The organism is Metabacillus sp. KJ11-3 (genome assembly GCF_055808295.1).
This window is the reverse complement of the sequence record NZ_CM147865.1, coordinates 3,301,858-3,321,642: the sequence shown is the minus strand read 5'-3', so window position 1 is coordinate 3,321,642 and position 19,785 is coordinate 3,301,858. Positions and strand designations below refer to the sequence as shown.

The 19,785-nt window shown below is 35.8% G+C and carries 22 protein-coding genes; 16 read left to right on the top strand and 6 right to left on the bottom strand.

Going from position 1 to position 19,785, the window contains the following annotated elements; genetic code table 11:
- Window positions 1-9: 9 nt before the first annotated feature.
- A complete protein-coding gene (locus tag AC0L8O_RS16685) occupies window positions 10-213 on the bottom strand; it encodes a hypothetical protein (RefSeq protein ID WP_026559784.1) in 204 nt (67 codons plus the stop codon).
- Window positions 214-437: 224 nt separating this feature from the next.
- Here AC0L8O_RS16685 and AC0L8O_RS16680 point away from each other — a divergent pair, with 224 nt between their 5' ends.
- Together AC0L8O_RS16680 and AC0L8O_RS16675 are read left to right on the top strand one after the other, a co-directional pair.
- Complete coding sequence (locus AC0L8O_RS16680) at window positions 438-1,670, top strand: glycoside hydrolase family 43 protein (RefSeq protein ID WP_473443904.1); 1,233 nt, start codon at window positions 438-440, stop codon at window positions 1,668-1,670.
- 201 nt (window positions 1,671-1,871) lie between these two features.
- Complete coding sequence (locus tag AC0L8O_RS16675; protein ID WP_473443902.1) at window positions 1,872-2,732, top strand: EamA family transporter; 861 nt, start codon at window positions 1,872-1,874, stop codon at window positions 2,730-2,732.
- Between the two features lie 68 nt (window positions 2,733-2,800).
- Here the strand turns inward: AC0L8O_RS16675 and AC0L8O_RS16670 are convergent, their stop codons facing one another.
- Window positions 2,801-3,673 (bottom strand): YitT family protein, encoded by an 873-nt coding sequence (locus AC0L8O_RS16670; RefSeq protein ID WP_473443900.1) that lies wholly within the window; start codon window positions 3,671-3,673, stop codon window positions 2,801-2,803.
- Between the two features lie 237 nt (window positions 3,674-3,910).
- Here AC0L8O_RS16670 and AC0L8O_RS16665 point away from each other — a divergent pair, with 237 nt between their 5' ends.
- From AC0L8O_RS16665 to AC0L8O_RS16655, 3 genes are all read left to right on the top strand, one after another.
- Entirely contained in the window at window positions 3,911-4,243 is a 333-nt protein-coding gene (locus AC0L8O_RS16665) for a hypothetical protein (protein WP_473443898.1), read from the top strand.
- A 39-nt stretch (window positions 4,244-4,282) separates the two neighbouring features.
- Window positions 4,283-4,435 (top strand): hypothetical protein, encoded by a 153-nt coding sequence (locus AC0L8O_RS16660; RefSeq protein ID WP_473443896.1) that lies wholly within the window; start codon window positions 4,283-4,285, stop codon window positions 4,433-4,435.
- Window positions 4,436-4,731: 296 nt separating this feature from the next.
- Window positions 4,732-5,286, top strand: coding sequence for a tyrosine-type recombinase/integrase (locus tag AC0L8O_RS16655; RefSeq protein ID WP_473443894.1), 555 nt, complete (start codon window positions 4,732-4,734; stop codon window positions 5,284-5,286).
- 100 nt (window positions 5,287-5,386) lie between these two features.
- On the opposite strand, the gene AC0L8O_RS16650 is transcribed toward AC0L8O_RS16655, so the two are convergent.
- Complete coding sequence (locus AC0L8O_RS16650; RefSeq protein ID WP_473443892.1) at window positions 5,387-6,085, bottom strand: universal stress protein; 699 nt, start codon at window positions 6,083-6,085, stop codon at window positions 5,387-5,389.
- A gap of 210 nt (window positions 6,086-6,295) precedes the next feature.
- On the opposite strand from AC0L8O_RS16650, the gene AC0L8O_RS16645 reads away from it, so the two are divergent.
- Genes AC0L8O_RS16645 through AC0L8O_RS16615 form a run of 7 tightly spaced genes read left to right on the top strand, consistent with a single transcriptional unit; the run spans window position 6,296 to window position 12,092 of the window.
- Window positions 6,296-8,698: a Na+/H+ antiporter subunit A gene (locus tag AC0L8O_RS16645; protein WP_473443890.1), complete on the top strand. Its 2,403-nt coding sequence runs from the start codon at window positions 6,296-6,298 to the stop codon at window positions 8,696-8,698.
- Window positions 8,698-9,132 (top strand): Na(+)/H(+) antiporter subunit B, encoded by a 435-nt coding sequence (locus AC0L8O_RS16640; RefSeq protein ID WP_473443888.1) that lies wholly within the window; start codon window positions 8,698-8,700, stop codon window positions 9,130-9,132. The genes AC0L8O_RS16645 and AC0L8O_RS16640 overlap by 1 nt, the downstream gene beginning before the upstream one ends.
- A gap of 1 nt (window position 9,133) precedes the next feature.
- Window positions 9,134-9,472, top strand: coding sequence for a Na(+)/H(+) antiporter subunit C (locus tag AC0L8O_RS16635; RefSeq protein ID WP_078435021.1), 339 nt, complete (start codon window positions 9,134-9,136; stop codon window positions 9,470-9,472).
- Window positions 9,465-10,955 (top strand): Na+/H+ antiporter subunit D, encoded by a 1,491-nt coding sequence (locus AC0L8O_RS16630; protein WP_473443886.1) that lies wholly within the window; start codon window positions 9,465-9,467, stop codon window positions 10,953-10,955. The genes AC0L8O_RS16635 and AC0L8O_RS16630 overlap by 8 nt, the downstream gene beginning before the upstream one ends.
- Before the next feature lie 39 nt (window positions 10,956-10,994).
- Window positions 10,995-11,474 carry a Na+/H+ antiporter subunit E gene (locus AC0L8O_RS16625; RefSeq protein WP_473443884.1) on the top strand — a complete coding sequence of 160 codons (480 nt, stop codon included), beginning with the start codon at window positions 10,995-10,997 and terminating at the stop codon, window positions 11,472-11,474.
- On the top strand, window positions 11,471-11,755 hold the full coding sequence (locus tag AC0L8O_RS16620; RefSeq protein WP_026559796.1) for a Na(+)/H(+) antiporter subunit F1: 285 nt from the start codon (window positions 11,471-11,473) through the stop codon (window positions 11,753-11,755). Before AC0L8O_RS16625 ends, AC0L8O_RS16620 begins: the two co-directional genes overlap by 4 nt.
- A complete protein-coding gene (locus AC0L8O_RS16615; RefSeq protein ID WP_226527165.1) occupies window positions 11,733-12,092 on the top strand; it encodes a Na+/H+ antiporter subunit G in 360 nt (119 codons plus the stop codon). Before AC0L8O_RS16620 ends, AC0L8O_RS16615 begins: the two co-directional genes overlap by 23 nt.
- 80 nt (window positions 12,093-12,172) lie before the next feature.
- On the opposite strand, the gene AC0L8O_RS16610 is transcribed toward AC0L8O_RS16615, so the two are convergent.
- Both AC0L8O_RS16610 and AC0L8O_RS16605 read right to left on the bottom strand, forming a co-directional pair.
- Window positions 12,173-12,472, bottom strand: coding sequence for an MTH1187 family thiamine-binding protein (locus AC0L8O_RS16610; protein ID WP_473443881.1), 300 nt, complete (start codon window positions 12,470-12,472; stop codon window positions 12,173-12,175).
- 28 nt (window positions 12,473-12,500) lie between these two features.
- Window positions 12,501-12,932 (bottom strand): CBS domain-containing protein, encoded by a 432-nt coding sequence (locus AC0L8O_RS16605; RefSeq protein ID WP_473443880.1) that lies wholly within the window; start codon window positions 12,930-12,932, stop codon window positions 12,501-12,503.
- A 272-nt stretch (window positions 12,933-13,204) separates the two neighbouring features.
- Here AC0L8O_RS16605 and AC0L8O_RS16600 point away from each other — a divergent pair, with 272 nt between their 5' ends.
- Together AC0L8O_RS16600 and AC0L8O_RS16595 are read left to right on the top strand one after the other, a co-directional pair.
- A complete protein-coding gene (locus AC0L8O_RS16600; protein WP_473443878.1) occupies window positions 13,205-14,866 on the top strand; it encodes a mechanosensitive ion channel in 1,662 nt (553 codons plus the stop codon).
- Between the two features lie 341 nt (window positions 14,867-15,207).
- Window positions 15,208-16,746 (top strand): BCCT family transporter, encoded by a 1,539-nt coding sequence (locus AC0L8O_RS16595; RefSeq protein ID WP_473443876.1) that lies wholly within the window; start codon window positions 15,208-15,210, stop codon window positions 16,744-16,746.
- A gap of 62 nt (window positions 16,747-16,808) precedes the next feature.
- On the opposite strand, the gene map is transcribed toward AC0L8O_RS16595, so the two are convergent.
- Window positions 16,809-17,552, bottom strand: a complete 744-nt coding sequence (gene map / locus AC0L8O_RS16590; RefSeq protein ID WP_473443874.1) for a type I methionyl aminopeptidase — start codon at window positions 17,550-17,552, stop codon at window positions 16,809-16,811.
- Between the two features lie 604 nt (window positions 17,553-18,156).
- Here map and sdaAB point away from each other — a divergent pair.
- Both sdaAB and sdaAA read left to right on the top strand, forming a co-directional pair.
- Window positions 18,157-18,822, top strand: coding sequence for an L-serine ammonia-lyase, iron-sulfur-dependent subunit beta (gene sdaAB, locus AC0L8O_RS16585; RefSeq protein WP_026559814.1), 666 nt, complete (start codon window positions 18,157-18,159; stop codon window positions 18,820-18,822).
- Between the two features lie 22 nt (window positions 18,823-18,844).
- Window positions 18,845-19,711 carry an L-serine ammonia-lyase, iron-sulfur-dependent, subunit alpha gene (gene sdaAA / locus AC0L8O_RS16580; RefSeq protein WP_473443872.1) on the top strand — a complete coding sequence of 289 codons (867 nt, stop codon included), beginning with the start codon at window positions 18,845-18,847 and terminating at the stop codon, window positions 19,709-19,711.
- Window positions 19,712-19,785: the final 74 nt, after the last annotated feature.

The window sequence follows — 19,785 nt, the reverse complement described above, 5'->3', positions numbered from 1 at the left end:
TTTTCTATTTTAGGGTTTATATTTTTTTTCGCTGGAAGATTGATCTTTTGTATCATGCTTGTCTCGTTCTTCTCTTTTTTCCTCTTTTATATCTTCTAGAGGTAGATCATCAATTGGCATCACAAGTTGATCAACTTCCTGCTGACTTTCCCTATCTTTTTTAAATCTATCAGGGTTATTCTTTTTCTTTTGCTGCACTTTTTCCCGGTCCATTAAATATCCTCCTTATAGTATAAAATGTTAAAAGGTGGTTACTATTTTATACCCTGACAATTATCGAGGTAAACAAACAGTTACATCTCCATGAAAACTCTACTGATATTTATAAGGTATAATCTAAAATCTATATTGATTCACAGCTAGCTATGTGACATTTTATATGTAGCTTTTAAATACATTTGTAAAAGTGTTAGTTACTTAATGGGGAGGAATGTTCAATGGGAGATACAAGATTATCGGATAAGGAAATGATTGAATCAATAAAAAAAGAATTGGATATTCCACATGCGGATGACATTAGGGGGAATATTTCTTTACCGTTATCTATTAAAGGAGCAACAATAACCTGGGAAACGAGTAGACCGGATATCGTAAATGTGAAAAACGAAAAGGTTGAGGGGTATGATGATATTCCTGCAGGTATTGTATCCAGACCTGAAACAGATACACCAGTACAATTATCTGCATCTATAACTGTTGGAGAGCTAAATGAAAATAAGCAAATTTCGCTTAAAGTGATGGCAAAACCAGGAGAAATGAGTTTTCATGCTTATTTAATGGTTCATTTTACAGGTGAGCATGAAAAAGGAGAACAGATTTACTTTGCATGCAGCACAGATGGCTTGAACTGGAGTGATTTGAATAGTGGAAAACCAATTTTACTCTCCGATATAGGTGAACATGGAGTGCGAGACCCTTTTATCTTGCGATCAGCGGAAGGAGATAAATTTTTCATTATCGCTACAGATTTACGGATTGCAAATGGAAGAGGTTGGGATGCAGCACAAACTGCAGGAAGCACATCTATTATTGTTTGGGAATCAAATGATTTAGTAAACTGGTCAGATCCTAGGATGATTGAAGTGGCTCCGCAAAATGCAGGAGACGCGTGGGCTCCTGAGGCAATATATGATGAAAAAACAGGGGAATATATTGTATTTTGGGCTTCAAGAGTCTTGGTTGAAGGTGAATTTGGAACCCATAATATTTACTATGCAAAGACAAGGGATTTCTATACTTTTACAAAACCAAAGCTGTTTATTGAACGTCCAGATGATACCCATATTATTGATACAACGATTATTAGAGATAACAAAATGTATTATCGATATTCAGGAGATGGACAAATCACAATAGAAAATAGTGAGCAAATACTAGGTTTGTGGAGAAAGATTGGAACCTTAGAAGCTTCAACCGGATTAACTGGAAAAGATATTGAAGGTCCATTGATTTTTAAATTTCATGAGAAAAAAGAATGGTGTTTATTGGTTGATCAATATTCGACAGGGAAGGGATATCTACCATTACTCACTAGAGATCTTTCAAGTTGTGAGTTTGAAAAGGTAAAAACGACTTACTCTTTGGGCTCTACTAAAAAAAGACATGGGTCTGTTTTATCATTAACAAAAGAAGAATACGAAACTGTTAGGACTAAGTGGGGGACAGACTGAACAAAATATGTAGAGCTCCTATGAAAAAATATGGAACCTACATTGTACTATTTGAATATATCGATTAAAATTTATCGTAATAATTAGTTCTAGAAACTCCCATATTGTATGAGATCTTATTTTTCTAAAGATGACAGAATTAATTGTTGTAACAGATTTAATACTCTTATAGGAGAAATTTAAGAGTAAAGAAGGGGTAATATGAGTGTCACGCTGGCATTACTTGCAGCTTTTTTTGCTGCAATAACAGGAATTCTGGCTAAAATCGGAATGGAGAATGTGAATTCTAATTTAGCAACAGCTATCCGTACAATTATTGTATTAATCATGGCTTTTATCATTGTTTTAATCACAGATCAGCTTCATTCCATCACCATGATTTCAACAAAAGCATTACTATTTATCCTGTTATCAGGGGTAGCAACAGGGATCTCATGGTTGTTTTTTTTCAGAGCGCTAGCGATGGGGGATGCTTCCAAGGTAATACCAATCGATAAATCAAGTGTTGTATTAACAATTATATTATCAATTGTGTTTTTGGGAGAGCAAGCTGTCCCGCATATTATGGTTGGAGGAGCATTGATTGCTGTTGGTACTTTTGTGTTGATTGGGAAAAACGAAGAAAAGAAACGTTTTACCGGTTCTCAAATTTATATTGTGTATGCCATATTAGGGGCTGTATTCGCAGCGTTAACGGCAATATTAGCAAAAATCGGAATTGAAGATGTGGATTCAAATGTTGCTACTTTTTTAAGAACAATCGTTATTTTACTTTTTTCATGGGCAATCGTGTTTTTAAAAGGAAATCAGAAAGAAATGAAAGCAATCTCCTCAAAAGGATATCTCTTTTTAATCCTATCAGGTGTGGCGACAGGTTTATCATGGCTTTGCTATTTTGCTGCATTAGCTATTGGAAAGGTTTCAGTGGTAGCGCCTATTGATAAAGCTAGTGTTGTTATCACGATGATTCTAAGTTTTGTGATTTTAAAGGAGAAAGTAACAAAAAACAAGGTTATTGGCGGGATAATTATTACAATTGGGACAGGTTTCTTAATTTTTTAGACCAAAAAGGCGCAACTTATAAAATTGCGCCTTTTCAAGTTTACATATTTTATCCCATATAGGCAGGGTTAATGAATATTATGTTTTCTAAAATTACCACCCTTAACTTCAGCAACATCATAAACGGTAACAAAGGCACTTCCATCGATTTCATTTATAATTTCTTTAAGTTTGGTTTCTTCCAAGCGGTTGATGACACATGTGATCTCTTTAAATTTTTCATTAGAAAAGCCGCCGTAAGCTTCTTTATATGTAGCACTTCTGCCTAAACGATCGCGAATTGTCTCGATCATTATTTCAGGTTTTGTTGTAATAATTTGGAATGTTTTAGAGCCGCTTAATCCTACTTCAACAATATGAATGACTTTAGAAGCAATAAAATAAGCGATCGCCGAGAGGATAGCTCCTTGAAGACCAAATACGGTTGATACGAAAATGAATACAAAGATGTTTAAGAATAGGATGAGATCACTTGTCCCAAATGGTAATTTTCGAGATAGTAGGACGGCAAGCATATCAATCCCATCTAATGCGCCACCATTACGCAGTGCTAATCCCATTCCAAAACCGAGGATAATCCCACCTACAACAGTAACTAACAGTGTATCTCCTTCAATAATTGCAGGAATATGGTGCATGAACACTGTCCCTAAAGCAAGTGAAGCTATTCCAAGAATCGATAATATTGTGAAGGTCTTACCAATTTGTTTATATCCAAGCCAGATAAATGGTATGTTTATGCCGGCAATCAAAACTCCTAAAGGTATGTTAAATAGTTTTGATCCGACGATACTTAGTCCTGTTACCCCGCCATCAGAAACATTGTTTGGAATTAATACTGTTTCCAGTCCATATGCAGCGATTATCCCGCCGATAATGACCATTAATCCTTGTAAAATCTTTCTTAATTTAAACGGTTTATGTTTTTCACTTACATTCATAAAATTCCTCTTTTCAAAATTTTTTCCTATTTAAGTCTACCATAAAATATTTTTTTCATTATTCTTTCTACATTGAGATTAATCCAGTTGTGAGAGTTAGGCTTCCTGTAGTCTGTACTTAGAAGAGAATACTTATAATATCGGTTGCTAAATGACTTATCGACCGGTATATGTAATGATGATATAATACGTTCGATAAGCTCATTAAAAAATTGTAAGAGGGAAGAGGAGGAGTAAGTGAAAATGATCATAAAATGTATACGGATCGCCATCATGATTGTGCTGCTTATTTCTCCTATTTTCAATATAGAAAATCAAAAATTTGATTTAAATATAGAAGATACATCAATCACTCCTTTTACTATTCATAATGATATAAAAGTCGCTTTACCTTCAGTGCCTAAATTAGTAAATGAAAAGCATAAACCTTCATTTGTTCTTCACATACACATTTTTCCTATTTTCGAATATCTCATTATTGAAAATTGCTGTGATTATTTTGTTGAAACAATACCACAAAAAATGAGTTTTCTATATGAGGTCAAATACCACTCTAATTTTTTCGCTTAAGCTCCTTCCATCTCAGATAAATCTATGAGGAGGAGAAAGATGAAGGAATTATTAAAAGTGATAGAGTGGAAACCGATTATTATCTTTACAGTTTTATCACTGCTTATCATATTAGCTGGAGTATATTATGCAAATCATTATTTAACAGGAGTTAATTATCCGACATTTTTAAGGTTTTTGAAACATATCTAATTAGCTAACGATTAAAATGCCTTCATTTAGTGTGAGGGCATTTTTTATTTGTTTCTATAAAGTATTAAGGAGTACCTCTTTCATGTTCTATATAAAATTGATGTTACATAATTTTGTAATAGTGAAGGATAAGTAACGTTAATGGAAATCCTCATTTGACATTGATTTTATAAGGCTGGGCATAATAATTGAACATGCCGGCAGACTGAAAATTGATTATGAAGCAATCAAGATTATTGTAATGTTACATAATTTTTGATAGGATATAGTTATGTAACATAAGGGGGAACTTTCCTGTGGAATATGTCGATCCGATCAAAGACATTGAACAAATAAATGCGATAAAAGAGAAATTAAAAAAACAATCACAAAGAGACCTTTTGCTTTTTGTATTTGGTATTAATACAGGGGTGAGAATCAGTGATTTACTTGCTTTGAAGGTAAGGGATGTTTTTGATGGTGAAAAGGTTAAAGAATTCCTTTATATCGAAGAAGATGATGTAATAGGATACTTTATAAATAATGCAGTGAAATATGAAATAGAAAATTACTTTGCCCAACATGACTTTAAAATGGAAGATTATTTATTTAAGTCAAAAAAGGATCTTAAACCAATTACTCGTCAGCAGGCATATCGTATTATTAACAATGCAGCTAAGGAGGTAGGAGTTAACGGCAAAGTGGGAACACATACACTTAGAAAGACTTTTGGCTACCATGCTTACCGGAAGGGAATAGCTATTTCCATTTTGATGTCGATTTATCATCATCATTCTTCTGCAGAAACACTGCGATATATAGGAATCGATAAAGATGAAAAACAAGTTATTAAAGTGGATGTGAATTTATAAAGCTGGTTTTGTAAGTTCATGTGTTTGTGTTACCTCAAAATAAGTAAACAAAAAAACCTCCGCTTAAAACAAAGCAGAGGCTAAAAATATAGATGTAGAGTTAAGTGTTTTCGTCAGGATTTTCACTATAGGTTTCTAGTGTCCGGGAAACATTTGTGAAATCTTCAATTACATCGTCAGTAACTCGGACTTGTAAGGTTTCTTTGCTTTTCATAAACTTAAAGATTCCATTATTAAAGTCGGTTCCATGTTCTTTAAAGAAGATTCCTTCATATTCAATATCTTTTGTGTGGGTAAAGGATAAACGGTATTTTTCGTTTTCCTTCACTAGATAAGCTCTAACCCCTTTTTCAAATTGCCCCTCTTCATCTTTAAGTGCACGTGAAACAGAAATGATATGAAGGTCTGTGAATGGGATATCACGTAATAAGGAATTGATGACAGAACCTTTGGCTATTTGTTCCCACCTGCTTTGGGCAGTTTGTCCAAGAATAATTTGAGTAATGTTTTTCTCCCTTGCCACATCAGCAATGACTTTTGAAACTGGACGTTTTTCATTGTCTTTTATAATGAATTCATCAGCATTATGAAGTTTAGCTAAGTGTTTCCATCTTTCTATATAAAGAGATTTCTCAGCATCCAAATCATCAAAAGGTTTTGGATCAATCGTTAAAATATAAAGTGGGCAATCAAGCATATTTGCAATTTTGCAACCACGTTGGATGAGACGTTCTCCATTTGGTCCATAATAAACGCACACGAGAATACTTTCATCCATGCGACCTTTTACTTTTTTCATTTTAAAGTCCACCTCGTATGTGTATTTAATAGGATAATTTACCACTATTTAAGTCAGACTATGTATGAATATAGCATCTTGTACAATCATCAGTCAAACTAATTTTTTTAGAAAATATAACTTGCCTATATTTATAAAAATTTCATTGAGAATAACTATGATAAAACCTATTAATCTTTGTAAATAAACTTGCCAAAGGAGGGGATCAATTTGTCGGTGTTATATATCATGATTTTGATTCCATTTATATTTGCTTTTTTCGTTCCCTTTTTATATAAACGATTTTCCCCGAAGATTCACACTGGTTGGTTTGTATTGTTTGTACCTCTTATTATTTTTATTTATTTGTTAAGGTATATTCCTGTTGTCGCCAAGGGAGAAGTCATATTGAAAACAGTACCTTGGCTGCCTTCTGCAAATATTAATTATACAACATATATAGATGGACTAAGTCTTATTTTTGGACTACTCATAGCAGGAGTAGGTACCCTGGTTATTCTTTACTCCATCTATTATTTATCAGCTGAACGTGAATCACTTCATAATTTCTATGTTTATCTCATGTTATTCATGGGAGCAATGTTTGGTGTTGTTTTCTCTGATAACATACTAGTTTTATACGTTTTCTGGGAATTAACAAGTATCTCTTCATTTTTATTAATTGCTTACTGGTATCAGCGTAAAGGATCACGCTATGGAGCTCTTAAGTCAATGCTCATTACCATATTTGGCGGGCTTGCTATGCTTGCAGGTTTTATCCTTTTATCGATTATGGCTGATACGTACAGCATTCGTGAAATGATGACACAGCTTTCTGCAGTAAAGGAACATGCCTTTTTTATTCCCGCGATGATCCTCATTCTTTTGGGTGCATTTACAAAATCTGCTCAATTTCCGTTCAGTATATGGCTACCTGATGCAATGGAAGCACCTACACCAATTAGTGCGTATTTGCATTCAGCGACAATGGTTAAAGCGGGAATTTATCTTGTTGCACGTTTCACTCCTATATTTGGCGGAAGTGCTGAATGGTTTTGGATCGTTTCAAGCATTGGATTAATTACATTATTATATGGTTCGTTAAATGCGGTAAAACAGACGGATCTTAAAGCGTTGCTAGCATATTCCACTATCAGTCAATTAGGGTTGATTATGAGTCTTTTCGGCCTTGGATCTGTTTCATTATATGATGGATTTGGAGATGAGTCTGCTATCTATGCAGGGGCTATCCTTACAGCCATTTTCCACTTAATTAATCATTCTACATTTAAAGGGAGTCTGTTTATGGTTGTGGGAATTATTGACCACGAAACAGGGACACGTGACATTCGGAAATTAGGCGGATTAATTCATATTATGCCTATTTCATTTTCATTAACACTGATTGGAAGCTTTGCGATGGCAGGATTACCTCCGTTTAATGGATTTTTAAGTAAAGAAATGTTTTTCACAAGTGTGTTACAAGCAAAAGAGATGAGCGGTTTTAATATGGAAACCCTCGGATGGATGATTCCTGCTATTGCATGGATTGCGAGTGTTTTTACATTTATTTACTGCATGATTCTTTTATTAAAGACATTTACTGGTGAATATAAGCCAGAAAAATTGGGGAAAAAAGCACATGAAGCACCACTTGGCATGTTACTATCACCAATTATTTTAGCTTCGCTTGTGATTGTCATTTTCTTTTTCCCCAATGTCCTTGCAAACTATCTGTTGAAACCTGCTTTACATGCTGTTTTACCGAATGTAGCGAAGAGCGGCGTATTTGAGGTGAAAATAAGTGCTTGGCATGGGTGGAACACAGAACTATTTATGACGATAGGTGTTGTATTAGTTGGAGCTGTTTTATATCTTCTCTTAAAGAAGTGGCAAAAAGTGTATGCAATATATCCTGAGGGTCTGAAGCTGAACAACTTGTATAATCTGGGAATTGAGAAATCTGAACAATCATCACGTCTTCTTACCGAAAAGTATATGACTGGATCAATCCGACAGTATTTGATTTATATTTTCCTATTTATGATCTTGATGCTGGGTGGTTCTCTTTTCTTTTTCAATGGAATCTCATTTGACTCTTCGAAAGATGCACCTGTCACACTGTTCGAGATGGGACTATTAGTGGCAATGTTACTAACTGCAGGTGCCGTACTTTTTGTGAAGTCGAGAATGACATCTTTAGTATTAATTGGTGTACTTGGCTTTCTAGTGTCGATGTTATTTGTCATCTTCCGTGCACCTGATTTAGCTCTTACCCAGTTGGTTGTAGAAACGATCACAACTGCACTATTTTTACTTTGTTTCTACCATTTACCGGAACTTGGAAAAAATATAGGAAGAGTAAGATTTAAATTAACAAATTTTATTGTATCGTTTGGTGTTGGTTTAACTGTTACGATTATGGCTCTGTCGGCAAATGGTACACGGTTGTTTGAACCTATTTCAACTTATTTCGAGGATTCCTACGAACTTGCAGGGGCAAAAAATATCGTTAATGCCATTCTGGTTGATTTTAGGGGCATTGATACGTTACTGGAAATTTCAGTCGTATGTATTGCAGGCTTGGGAGTATTCACTTTAATTAAACTACGATTAAAAGGGAGTGAAAAATAATGAAACATTCTACTAGCCCAAATGACGTTATTCTTCATTCTGTTACAAAGATTGCTGTCGTTATTATTCTCACTTTTTCCATTGATCTGTTCTTTGCTGGTCATCATAATCCCGGAGGAGGATTTATCGGGGGCCTTAGTATGGCTGCAGCACTGACTCTTTTATTTATTTCATTTGATATAGAAAGTGTTCAAGCGAATTTGCCTGTTGATTTTACAAAACTTGCTGCAGTAGGTGTATTAATTGCAGTATTTGTTGGAATAGGGGGAATGTTGTTTAGCCAACCATTCTTATTTCAAACATTTGACTATTTTAATCTTCCTATTTTCGGAGAAACTGAACTTGCAACTGCAGTGCTTTTTGATATAGGAGTTGCCTTGGCTGTTATTGGTACAGCTGTAACGATTATTATGACAATAAGTGAGGATCGATAAAATGGAGACATTACTATCAATCCTTGTTGGCCTATTTTTTATGATCGGTACTTATTTGATTTTGTCTAGGAATTTATTAAGAATCATCCTTGGCTCATCTATCATTAGCCATGGGATTAATCTGCTGATTCTTACGATGGGTGGCTTAAAAACAGGAGGACTGCCACTCATAGGTGAAAAAAATGTTACGTATACAGATGCTCTGCCGCAGGCATTGATTTTGACTGCAATTGTCATAAACTTTGCAGTTACAGCGCTTTTTTTAGTGTTAAGCTATCGGGCGAATAAAGTGTTAGGAACTGTTGATATAGATCAAATAAGGGGTAATGAACATGAATAATCTTATTATACTGCCGATCATCATACCTCTTATTGCAGGCATGATTTTGATTGTTTTTCGAAAAAACATCTTATTTCAAAGAATAGTAAGTGTTCTGGCAATTTTATTAATTAGTATCATTGCGTTAGTGATGATCAGACAAATAGAAGATATGGGCATTCAAACACTTCAATTGGGTGGCTGGGTAGCACCTTTTGGTGTTAGCATTGTGGCTGATATGTTTTCTGTATTATTACTATTGATTTCGAGCATTGTAGCATTATGTTGTTTGCTATTCGCTTTTAAAACAATCGGTAAAGACAGAGAAGAGTTTTACTTTTACCCATTAATATTGTTTCTTTTAACAGGAGTAAACGGCTCCTTTTTAACGGGAGATTTATTTAATCTGTATGTTTGTTTTGAAGTGATGCTGATTGCCTCATATGTCTTAATCTCATTAGGTGGTACAAAGCTTCAATTACGGGAGTCGCTAAAATATATATTAGTTAATATTGTATCTTCCTTCTTGTTTCTACTTGCGATTGCTTATTTGTATGCAATCACAGGAACATTAAATTTAGCACACCTTTCAACACGTATTGCAGAAGTAGGACAAGGAGGGCTGATTACTACTGTTGCGATTCTTTTCATTATTGTATTTAGTATGAAAGCAGCGCTATTTCTTTTCTTTTGGTTACCAGGTTCATATAGTGCTCCACCTACTGCAATTGCCGCGATATTTGCTGCATTACTTACAAAGGTCGGTATCTACTCACTATTTCGTATGTTTACGCTCGTCTTTTATCATGAGCCTCAAATTACTCATTTATTTATAGGGATATTAGGGGTTTTAACCATGATTTTGGGAGCAATTGGAGCAATAGCATATTGGGATATCAAGAAAATCTTAACCTATAATGTTATCACCGGTGTCGGTTTTATTATTACTGGCCTTGCTTCCTACACAGTAGAAGGGTTTAGAGGGTCCATTTACTACCTTATTCATGACATTATTATTAAAGCTCTTCTGTTTTTGATTGGGGGAACCATTATCTATTTGACCGGTACAAGTAAGCTTAAAGAGATAAGTGGCCTGATTCGGACACATCCTTACTTAGGTTGGATGTTCTTTATCACTTCCTTATCAGTAGCAGGCATTCCGCCTTTAAGCGGATTTATAGGGAAAGTATTTATAACACGGGGTACCTTTGAGGCAGGTTATTATTGGATTGGCGGTGTAGGACTATTTACTAGTCTAATGGTTCTGTATTCGGTGATGAAGATTTTTATGAATGGCTTTTGGGGAGAAGGATATCTAAGTAAGGAAATGGAAAAGGGAACAACAAAGGGGATCATGTTGCCAATAGGTATACTAACAATCCTGACCATACTATTAGGTGTCGGGGCGGAAGGAATATATAACTATATTAACCTTGCTGCCGAAGACCTGATGAATCCAACTGCATATATTGAGGCGGTATTTCAAGGGAAACAGATTCCTTAAAGTATCTAGTTCTTGAAATTATGAAAAGAGGTGGTTTGATTGCCTTTACAGGTACTAATCAACCTATTTATTGCATTCTTGTGGATGTTTCTCCAAGATGAATGGAGCTTTCTAGCCTTTTTTAGCGGCTATTTGGTAGGAATTATAGTCCTTTTCATCCTAAGACGGTTCTATAAACAAGAATTTTATTTGAGTAAATTGGGCTCCATTTTAAAACTGCTTTTGGTTTTCATAAGGGAATTGATCACATCGAGTATTTTTGTTGTAGGACATATAATAAGACCTAGAGTTAGCCTAACACCGGGAATTATTACAGTAGAAACGGATCTAAAAGGAGATTTAGAAGTAACCATATTTTCGTTGTTGCTTAATCTTACTCCGGGATCAGTCGTTATTGAAGTTTCACCAGACTCTAAAGTCTTTTATGTTCATGCCTTGGATCTACCAAAAGCAGGAGAATCTGTGAGAAAAGCGAGTAAAATCTTTGAAAAGGCAATTAAGGATGTGACAAGGAAATGACCGAAATCATTTTAAACATATCGCTATTCTTATTGGTTCTTTCTATTTTAGCGGCACTTTATCGAGTAATTAAAGGTCCATCAACTGCTGACAGAGTGCAAGCTTTAGATTCAATCAGTATAACGATTATTGCTGGTGTAGCCATTTATTCTGTTTTATTAGACAGTCATGCCATATTGGAGATCATCCTGTTAATTGGTATTTTATCATTTGTAGGTACCATTGCCTTTGCCAGATTTATTGAAAGAGGTGTTGTTATTGTTCGCAAACGAAACAAGTGAACTGATCCCGGCATTACTAATTTTGGTAGGAACGATCTTCACTTTTCTTAGTGCTGTAGGTTTAGTACGATTTCCGGATTTATATACACGTTCACATGCAGCTTCAAAAAGTTCAACACTCGGAGTTCTTTGTACATTATTGGGGACACTGTGTTATTTTTGGATATCTGAGGGGTATTTCAGTATTCGATTAATTTTGGGGATTTTCTTTGTGTTTCTTACAACCCCTGTTGCAGCACATCTGATGTGTAGAGCAGCATATCGATCAAATTTAAAACTAGCGGATGAAAGTATACAGGATGATTTAAAGGAAGTTTTTGAAAGAGAAAATGGATAATTGAGATTTTGGAAATTTATGATATGTAAAAACACCCCTCTACATCACAAAGTATGGGGTGTTCTGTTTGACTTATTTTCTTATTCTAAATCCTTTTTAACTGAATCGATCTGATGCTTCATATCCATTTGTTTATCTGTACGGTGATCGATGCTTATGTTTGTCACAATTCGGTCCGGACCTGAGGAAAATGCTACCTGATGCATGTCTCTGGCAATGTCCCATAGCTGATCAATTTCTCCTTCAATGACAGTTGAGGTTGGAGTCAGCTTATAGGTTAATCCTTTTTCTTCAATTTTCTTTACAACGCTGGTGACCTCTGAGCTGAAGCTGGTAGAATTCGTTCCAATGGGTATAATGCTTATTTCCAACAACGGCATTTATCTCTCTCCTTTCATCTTTTCTTAGTTAATTATTATAATTAGGTTCAGCAGGTATGGAAATGTCCTCAAGGGCTTTTCCGGCTTTTTTTGTTGATTCATTGTGGACTGCTATGTCTCCAAGCGATACCATTCCAACCAATTTCTCACCCTCGACAATAGGAAGACGGCGAATTTGATGCTGTGACATGATCTCTGCCGCTTGCTCAACTGACATATCCGGTGTTCCTTTTATAACATCTTCCGTCATAAGCTTTGAAATGGATGTCTCACCTGATAGATTATTTGCTATCCCTTTTATGACAATATCACGATCGGTTACGATTCCTACTAGTCTTTCATCTTCACAAATTGGAATAGAGCCTACTTCAAGCTCTTTCATTTTTAGAGCAATATCACTGCAAGAACTCTTCACTGTACAACTTTCAACATCGGTTGTCATGACTTCGGTAATATTCATTGCTATTCCTCCTTCATGATTTATTGGTCCTTCGTTTATTTGCATACCCTTCCTAATCTTTTGTAAACACAATAAATATGACGATTAAAAGTTGTTAATATCACTTATCTACTAAATAGATTGATTAACTGGCTGAACCCTAATATATTTTTTTGAAACTTAAATTTTAGATAATTTTATGCCTTTTTTTCTGTTTAACCACATGATTCATTGGGAATGTAACCTATGAAACAATCACATCTCATAATCGTATTTTTCAAAGGAGGCAGAACATGATAGATTACAACGGAGTAACAGATTCTTGGATGGCTTATTTAGGTAGATTACCAGATTTAGTACTTGCCCTACTTGTCCTTTTGATAGGGTGGATTGTGGCAACTATAATTGCAAAGGCGGTAAAGGCAGCCTTACATCGTACAGACTTTGATAACAAAATGGCGCGATGGATGAGACCGGATTCTGATAGAAACCGGGATGCATCAAAGCCTTTCAACTATTCTTCTGAAACTATTATTAGTAAGGTTGTATTTTGGATCATAATGGCTATTGCATTTGTTGTATTTTTAAATATGCTGAGTCTGCCATATGTTGCACAGCCAATTTCACAAGCATTGGGTGTAATCGCAGCGGCAATACCAAGTCTATTAAAAGCAGCTCTTATCGCAGTTGCAGCCTGGTTGATTGCATCAGGATTGTCAATTCTAGTTAAAAAAGCAGGAAATAGTCAACATGTTCAAGGATTTTTATCAAGATGGAAGCTAACAGGTGACAGAAATCAAGCGAATAATGCGGTACTCTCTGCTTCTAAAGCAGTCTTTTATTTAACCCTGCTGCTATTCTTACCTGCTGTTCTAGCAGCCCTCGGAATTGAAGCCATTTCAGAACCTCTTGAAGGCATGTTAAATGGATTCTTTGCTTTAATTCCTAAACTTATTGGTGCTGGGGTCATTCTGTTTATTGGATGGTTAGTAGCGAAAGTTGTAAAGGAAATTCTTGTGAAGTTTCTAAGCAGTATTGGAACAGATCGTCTTGCAGCTAAATTAGGTGCTGAAAAGGCACTTGATAACCATTCGATTTCTCAGTTAATAGGAACAATTGTATATGTATTTATTTTAATCCCGGTCGTCATTTCGGCACTTGAAACATTAGATATTGATGGTATTTCCGAACCGGCTGTTGGAATGCTTGGTCAAATTATGGACATGATTCCAAACATTATTATTGCCATTCTTCTCGTGGCAGCAGGTTTATGGGTCGGTAAATGGGTTAAGAAGGCTATCACTTCCTTGTTGGAGAGCGTTGGATTTAACAGCATTCTTTCTAAAATTGGACTAGGGTCACTGAGAAAGAGCACACAAACTTTAACCCTGTCTGAGCTAGTCGGATTAGCAGCACAGATTGTCGTTGTTCTGCTATTTACAATAGAAGCGTTGCAGATCGTTAATCTTGAAAGCTTGGTTTCTATCTTAACGGTTGTATTAGCATATATTCCGATGGTGTTAACGGCTGTTCTCATTCTTGGAATTGGATTTTATGCGGGAGATCTAGTCAAACGTATTGTGAAAAGCATGGTGAGACAAGAAACAGAAGGTAAGATGTTTGGTAATATTGCCAAATATACTATTATTACTCTAGCTTTCTTTATGGCACTTAATCAACTAGGGGTTGCAAGTACCATTGTAAATGCTGCATTCATCTTAATCCTAGGCGGATTCACCCTTGCATTTGGGTTGGCTTTCGGATTAGGTGGGAGAGAAGCGGCCAGTCGTACTCTAAATAAAGTAGGTAATAAAATGGAGCAAACTACGATTCAAAGTCCTGATCCGAAAGAATGGAAGAGACAACCAGAACAAACGAATATACCTACAAGCCATACAAATTTGTTTCAAAACAGAAATATGAACGATCATAACAATCCGAAACGAGATATCTAATATTTTTAAAAAACAAAGGGATGACAGTCTGCATGTATGGTCTGTTATTCCTTTGTTCTGTTACATATTAAAATTAAGAGAAGAAGGAAGGAAAAATTCAGGGGAGCGCACAGCGTGTTCTTGTGAATGATGATTAGAATTTTATTGCAATTTTATTAATATGCAAAAATTATGCGTGATAGTAGGCTTGCGAACCAATAAAAATCAAAATTTCACCCCTGAAATTGATTGAATATACAATGAGATGGAAATTAATAAAAATTCTTAACATCAAATATTTGCGATATAACTGAAGCTACGACATAATGAATAAATGAATCTTTCATTTGGGGTGAAAATTTGTGAACAAAGTTAGTTCAGTTTTTTGGTACGCACTTGCTATTTGTGTGGTATTAGTTGTTTGGGGAGCAGTTGCTCCAGAACATTTACAGACGTTGACAGCAAATCTAACGTCATACATATCAGAAGCATTTGGATGGTACTATTTATTACTTATCATGCTGTTGCTGGCATTCTGTATCTATTTAATGTTTTCCAGGTTTGGAAAAATTAAATTGGGTAAAGAAGATGATAAACCTGATTTTAGTACACCTACCTGGTTTGCGATGTTATTTAGTGCAGGTATGGGAATGGGGCTGGTATTTTGGACAACCGCAGAACCTATTTCTCATGCGTACAAAAGTACGCCGGGATTTGAACCGGGTTCCGACGAGGCGATTAAACAATCGCTCCAATATTCCTTCTTTCATTGGGGAGTTCACGCCTGGGCAGTATATGGCGTTGTCGCTCTGGTTTTAGCTTATTTCAAGTTCCGTAAAGGATATCCTGGATTAATAAGTGCAACACTAATACCTATATTTGGCGAAAAAAGTATGCGGACCATGCCGGGTAAGTTAATTGATACTCTGGCGATCTTTGCTACAGTTGTAGGTGTCGCTTCCACTCTTGGATTTGGTTCAGCGCAAATTAATGGTGGATTGTCTTACCTTTTTAATACGCCAAACAATTATGGGATGCAGTTATTAATTCTCGCCATTTCAACTATACTGTTTACCTTATCAGCATGGTCCGGAATTGGAAAAGGGATAAAATACCTAAGTAATATCAATATGGGTCTTGGATTTGCCCTTCTGTTGATTCTTTTCATTGTCGGACCCACACTCTATATATTGAATATGTTTACAACAACGCTAGGTGGTTATATTACAAATTTCTTTGATATGAGTTTCCGCCTGTCTCCATTAAATGAAGAAGGTCGTACTTGGATAGATAACTGGACCATTTTTTATTGGGCATGGTGGGTTTCATGGGCACCATTTGTCGGAATTTTTATCGCACGTGTATCAAAGGGACGGACTATTAAGGAATTTTTACTTGGTGTCTTAATTGTCCCGGCAATGGTTTGCTTTATCTTTTTTGCAGTATTCGGTGTTTCTGCACTGAATATCGAGCAAAACGGAATCGATGCTATTTCCAACTATTCACTTGAAACCACTACATTTGGAGTTCTCCAGCATTACCCGCTAGGAGATTTTATGGCATTGTTAACGATTGTTGTTATCGCAATCTTTTTTATCACTTCGGCCGATTCAGCCACATTCGTTCTAGGGATGTTGAGTACATGGGGATCAATAAATCCTGCTAATCCTGTTAAAATTACATGGGGTCTTGCCATGTCTGCGATGGCCGCTATTATTGTTTATTTTGGTGGTACACAGGGGCTTCAGAATATGCTGATCATTGCTGCCCTTCCATTTTCCGTCGTCATAATACTAATGGGTACCTCGTTTTATAAAGCAGTCAATAATGAAATAGAAAAAAAGAAAAAAGTAAAAGAATTGAAGAAAAAACAACAACCAAAAAGTCCGATAATAAGTTAATGGCATGAAAAAACCACCTTTTTATGATTGAAGGTGGTTTTCTGCCTAATTCTAAACAGCTATTATAATGTAATGACAATAGGTCCTTCTTTTGTAATAATAATTGTGTGTTCACACTGCGCTACAAAGCTGTTCTCTGTTACAAATGTCCATTCATCATCTTCATATTGAAACACTTCCTCTTCACGTGTTGAGATGAACGGTTCAAATGCAATAACCATTCCTTCTTTAAGAAGCTCGTCATCGGAAGGCTCGTAATAGTTATAAATATGGTGAGGGGCCTCGTGAATGGTGCGACCAATTCCATGTCCTGTAAGGTTCATAATCACTGTAAACCCGTTCTCCCTTGCAGTCGCTACTACTGCCTTACCAAGTCTGCTTTTCTTAGAACCAGGTTTAACCCTTTTTAACCCGGCTTCAAATGCCTCAACAGCAGTATGACATAATTTTGTTAATTCAGGTGCTCCGTTACCAACCACGAATGAAATGCCAGTGTCAGCAAAATAACCATTTTTAGAACCTGATACATCAATATTTACAAGATCACCATCTTCTATTACGCGACTACCAGGAATACCATGTGCCACTTCTTCATTAACACTTATACAAGTGTATCCAGGGAAATGATATTCTCCCTTTGGTGCAGAAATTGCCCCATATTCTTCAAATAAATTTCGTGCCATGTCATCAAGTTCTTTAGTTGTGATCCCCACTTTTGTTTTTTGAACTAATTCCTCTCGAATTGAGGCAACGATTTTTCCAATTTCTTTTAATCCATTAAAGTCTTCTTCAGTTTTTGCAATCATTTTTTTATTTCCATCCATTTCCTATAAGGTTATGTTTATTAGATTATCCTATTTAACGATGAAAATCCATTGATTACTATCTCAATTATTTAACAAGAAGTCAAAGATATTTTGTTACTAATCATAGTACTAACCTATGATAATATCCATGATGTTACTTTTAGCGGGTTATCGGATAATTACACTTGGAAGAAGTAGGAAGTTCGCTTGCTCACTCACGTCATAATTACCTATATTCTTAATTATAAAGCAACATTCGGATTACGTTATTTTGAGAATTCTCCGAATGCCAACGTAACCATCCACCATGTGAATTCCAGGTTATGAAATGCAAAAAGGGGTTAAGCTTTGCTTTGATTGAATTTTACAAATACTTAGTTCCTAATTTTCAACTAAAGTTTATTATGTTATGATACTTTTTGAGTTTGGAAGACTTTGATATTAAAATGAAGGAAATATTTAGTTTTTCTTTAAGTGTAAGCGTTTACAAAATAGTTTGAATATTTCAGTTTACAAGAAACCATCGGCATCGAAATGAATAAAATAGAAATAAAAATATAAACAACAAGTAAAAGAAGTAGCTACTAAAAAAGGTGGAATATAAATGAAGTTTAGATCTGCATTTGATATTATTGGTCCCATTATGATTGGCCCCTCCAGTTCCCATACAGCCGGTGCAGCTAGAATCGGCAGAGTGGCAAGAACATTGTTCGGAAGAAAACCGAAAAAGGCGGTTATATCTTTATATGGGTCCTTCGCGAAAACATATAAAGGCCATGGAACAGATGTTGCGATTGTTGGTGGTCTACTTGATTTTGACACGTTTGATGAACGGATTCCACAAGCTTTACAAATAGCTCAAAAAGCAGGGATTGAAATAGAATTTATTGTTGAAAATCTCGTGACTGATCATCCAAATACAGTGAGAATTAATCTGTATGATGATAAAAATCATCAAATGGAAATCGTTGGTGTATCAATTGGTGGAGGGTCCATTGAAATTACGGAATTAAATTCATTTCAACTTAAATTGTCAGGAGAATGTCCTGCCGTTTTAGTTGTGCACCAAGATAAATTTGGAGCCATATCCAGTGTTGCAAACATTCTGGCAAAATATGAATTAAATATTGGACATATGGAAGTGTCACGGAAAGAAAAAGGTAATATGGCAATGATGGTGATAGAAGTTGATCAAAAAATCGAGGATGAGGTATTAAAAGAAATAGAAAAATTGCCAAACATTATTCAAACAATACGAATGGTAGAATAGATGGGGCTAAGGAGGTTTATTAATGTTTAGGAACGTAGCCGAACTTTTAGAACTGGCAGAAAGCAAACAAGTGAAAACAGCAGAGATTATGATCCAGCAGGAAATTGAGGTTTCGGGTCTTACAAGAGAAGAAATTATCGAAAAAATGGACAAAAACTTAACGGTCATGGAACAAGCGATTGAACGGGGGCTTAAAGGAGTAAAATCTTTTTCTGGACTAACAGGTGGAGATGCTGTATTGTTGCAAAATTATATAAAAAGCGGAAAAACGCTAACTGGTAATCTATTGTTAGATGCAGTGAGTAAGGCAGTTGCGACAAACGAGGTTAATGCCGCAATGGGAACAATTTGTGCAACTCCAACTGCGGGTTCCGCTGGAGTTGTTCCAGGGACACTATTTGCAGTAAAAGAAAAATTAAACCCGACACGTATGGAAATGATCGAATTCTTATTTACAGCTGCAGCTTTTGGCTTTGTTGTCGCAAATAATGCCTCAATTTCAGGAGCAGCTGGCGGGTGTCAAGCAGAGGTCGGATCTGCTAGTGGAATGGCAGCTGCTGCAATCGTTGAATTAGCAGGTGGCACACCAGCCCAAGCAGCTGAAGCGATGGCTATTACGTTAAAAAATATGCTTGGTTTAGTTTGTGACCCTGTTGCAGGATTAGTTGAAGTACCATGTGTAAAACGTAACGCAATGGGTGCTTCTAACGCACTGACAGCAGCAGATATGGCATTAGCTGGAATTAAAAGTAAAATCCCATGTGATGAAGTCATCAATGCGATGTATCTGATTGGCCAAAGAATGCCGCTAGCACATAAAGAAACAGCAGAAGGCGGCCTAGCTGCGACTCCTACAGGAAAAAGATTAGCAAAAGAAATATTTGGTTAATAACATCTGTCAAGTTAAGTGATGTTATAATTGAATTTATTAACCTTTAGCGTTTTCTCTCCTTAAAATACATT

Coding starts and splice junctions, on each gene's coding strand:
- sdaAA (WP_473443872.1), top strand. CDS start 18,845: ATGTTTAGGAACGTAGCCGAACTTTTAGAACTGGCAGAAAGCAAACAA.
- AC0L8O_RS16675 (WP_473443902.1), top strand. CDS start 1,872: ATGAGTGTCACGCTGGCATTACTTGCAGCTTTTTTTGCTGCAATAACA.
- AC0L8O_RS16670 (WP_473443900.1), bottom strand. CDS start 3,673: ATGAATGTAAGTGAAAAACATAAACCGTTTAAATTAAGAAAGATTTTA.
- AC0L8O_RS16605 (WP_473443880.1), bottom strand. CDS start 12,932: ATGAATATTACCGAAGTCATGACAACCGATGTTGAAAGTTGTACAGTG.
- AC0L8O_RS16630 (WP_473443886.1), top strand. CDS start 9,465: ATGAATAATCTTATTATACTGCCGATCATCATACCTCTTATTGCAGGC.
- AC0L8O_RS16600 (WP_473443878.1), top strand. CDS start 13,205: ATGATAGATTACAACGGAGTAACAGATTCTTGGATGGCTTATTTAGGT.
- AC0L8O_RS16680 (WP_473443904.1), top strand. CDS start 438: ATGGGAGATACAAGATTATCGGATAAGGAAATGATTGAATCAATAAAA.
- AC0L8O_RS16610 (WP_473443881.1), bottom strand. CDS start 12,472: ATGCCGTTGTTGGAAATAAGCATTATACCCATTGGAACGAATTCTACC.
- sdaAB (WP_026559814.1), top strand. CDS start 18,157: ATGAAGTTTAGATCTGCATTTGATATTATTGGTCCCATTATGATTGGC.
- AC0L8O_RS16640 (WP_473443888.1), top strand. CDS start 8,698: ATGAAACATTCTACTAGCCCAAATGACGTTATTCTTCATTCTGTTACA.
- map (WP_473443874.1), bottom strand. CDS start 17,552: ATGATTGCAAAAACTGAAGAAGACTTTAATGGATTAAAAGAAATTGGA.
- AC0L8O_RS16620 (WP_026559796.1), top strand. CDS start 11,471: ATGACCGAAATCATTTTAAACATATCGCTATTCTTATTGGTTCTTTCT.
- AC0L8O_RS16660 (WP_473443896.1), top strand. CDS start 4,283: ATGAAGGAATTATTAAAAGTGATAGAGTGGAAACCGATTATTATCTTT.
- AC0L8O_RS16650 (WP_473443892.1), bottom strand. CDS start 6,085: ATGAAAAAAGTAAAAGGTCGCATGGATGAAAGTATTCTCGTGTGCGTT.
- AC0L8O_RS16685 (WP_026559784.1), bottom strand. CDS start 213: ATGGACCGGGAAAAAGTGCAGCAAAAGAAAAAGAATAACCCTGATAGA.
- AC0L8O_RS16635 (WP_078435021.1), top strand. CDS start 9,134: ATGGAGACATTACTATCAATCCTTGTTGGCCTATTTTTTATGATCGGT.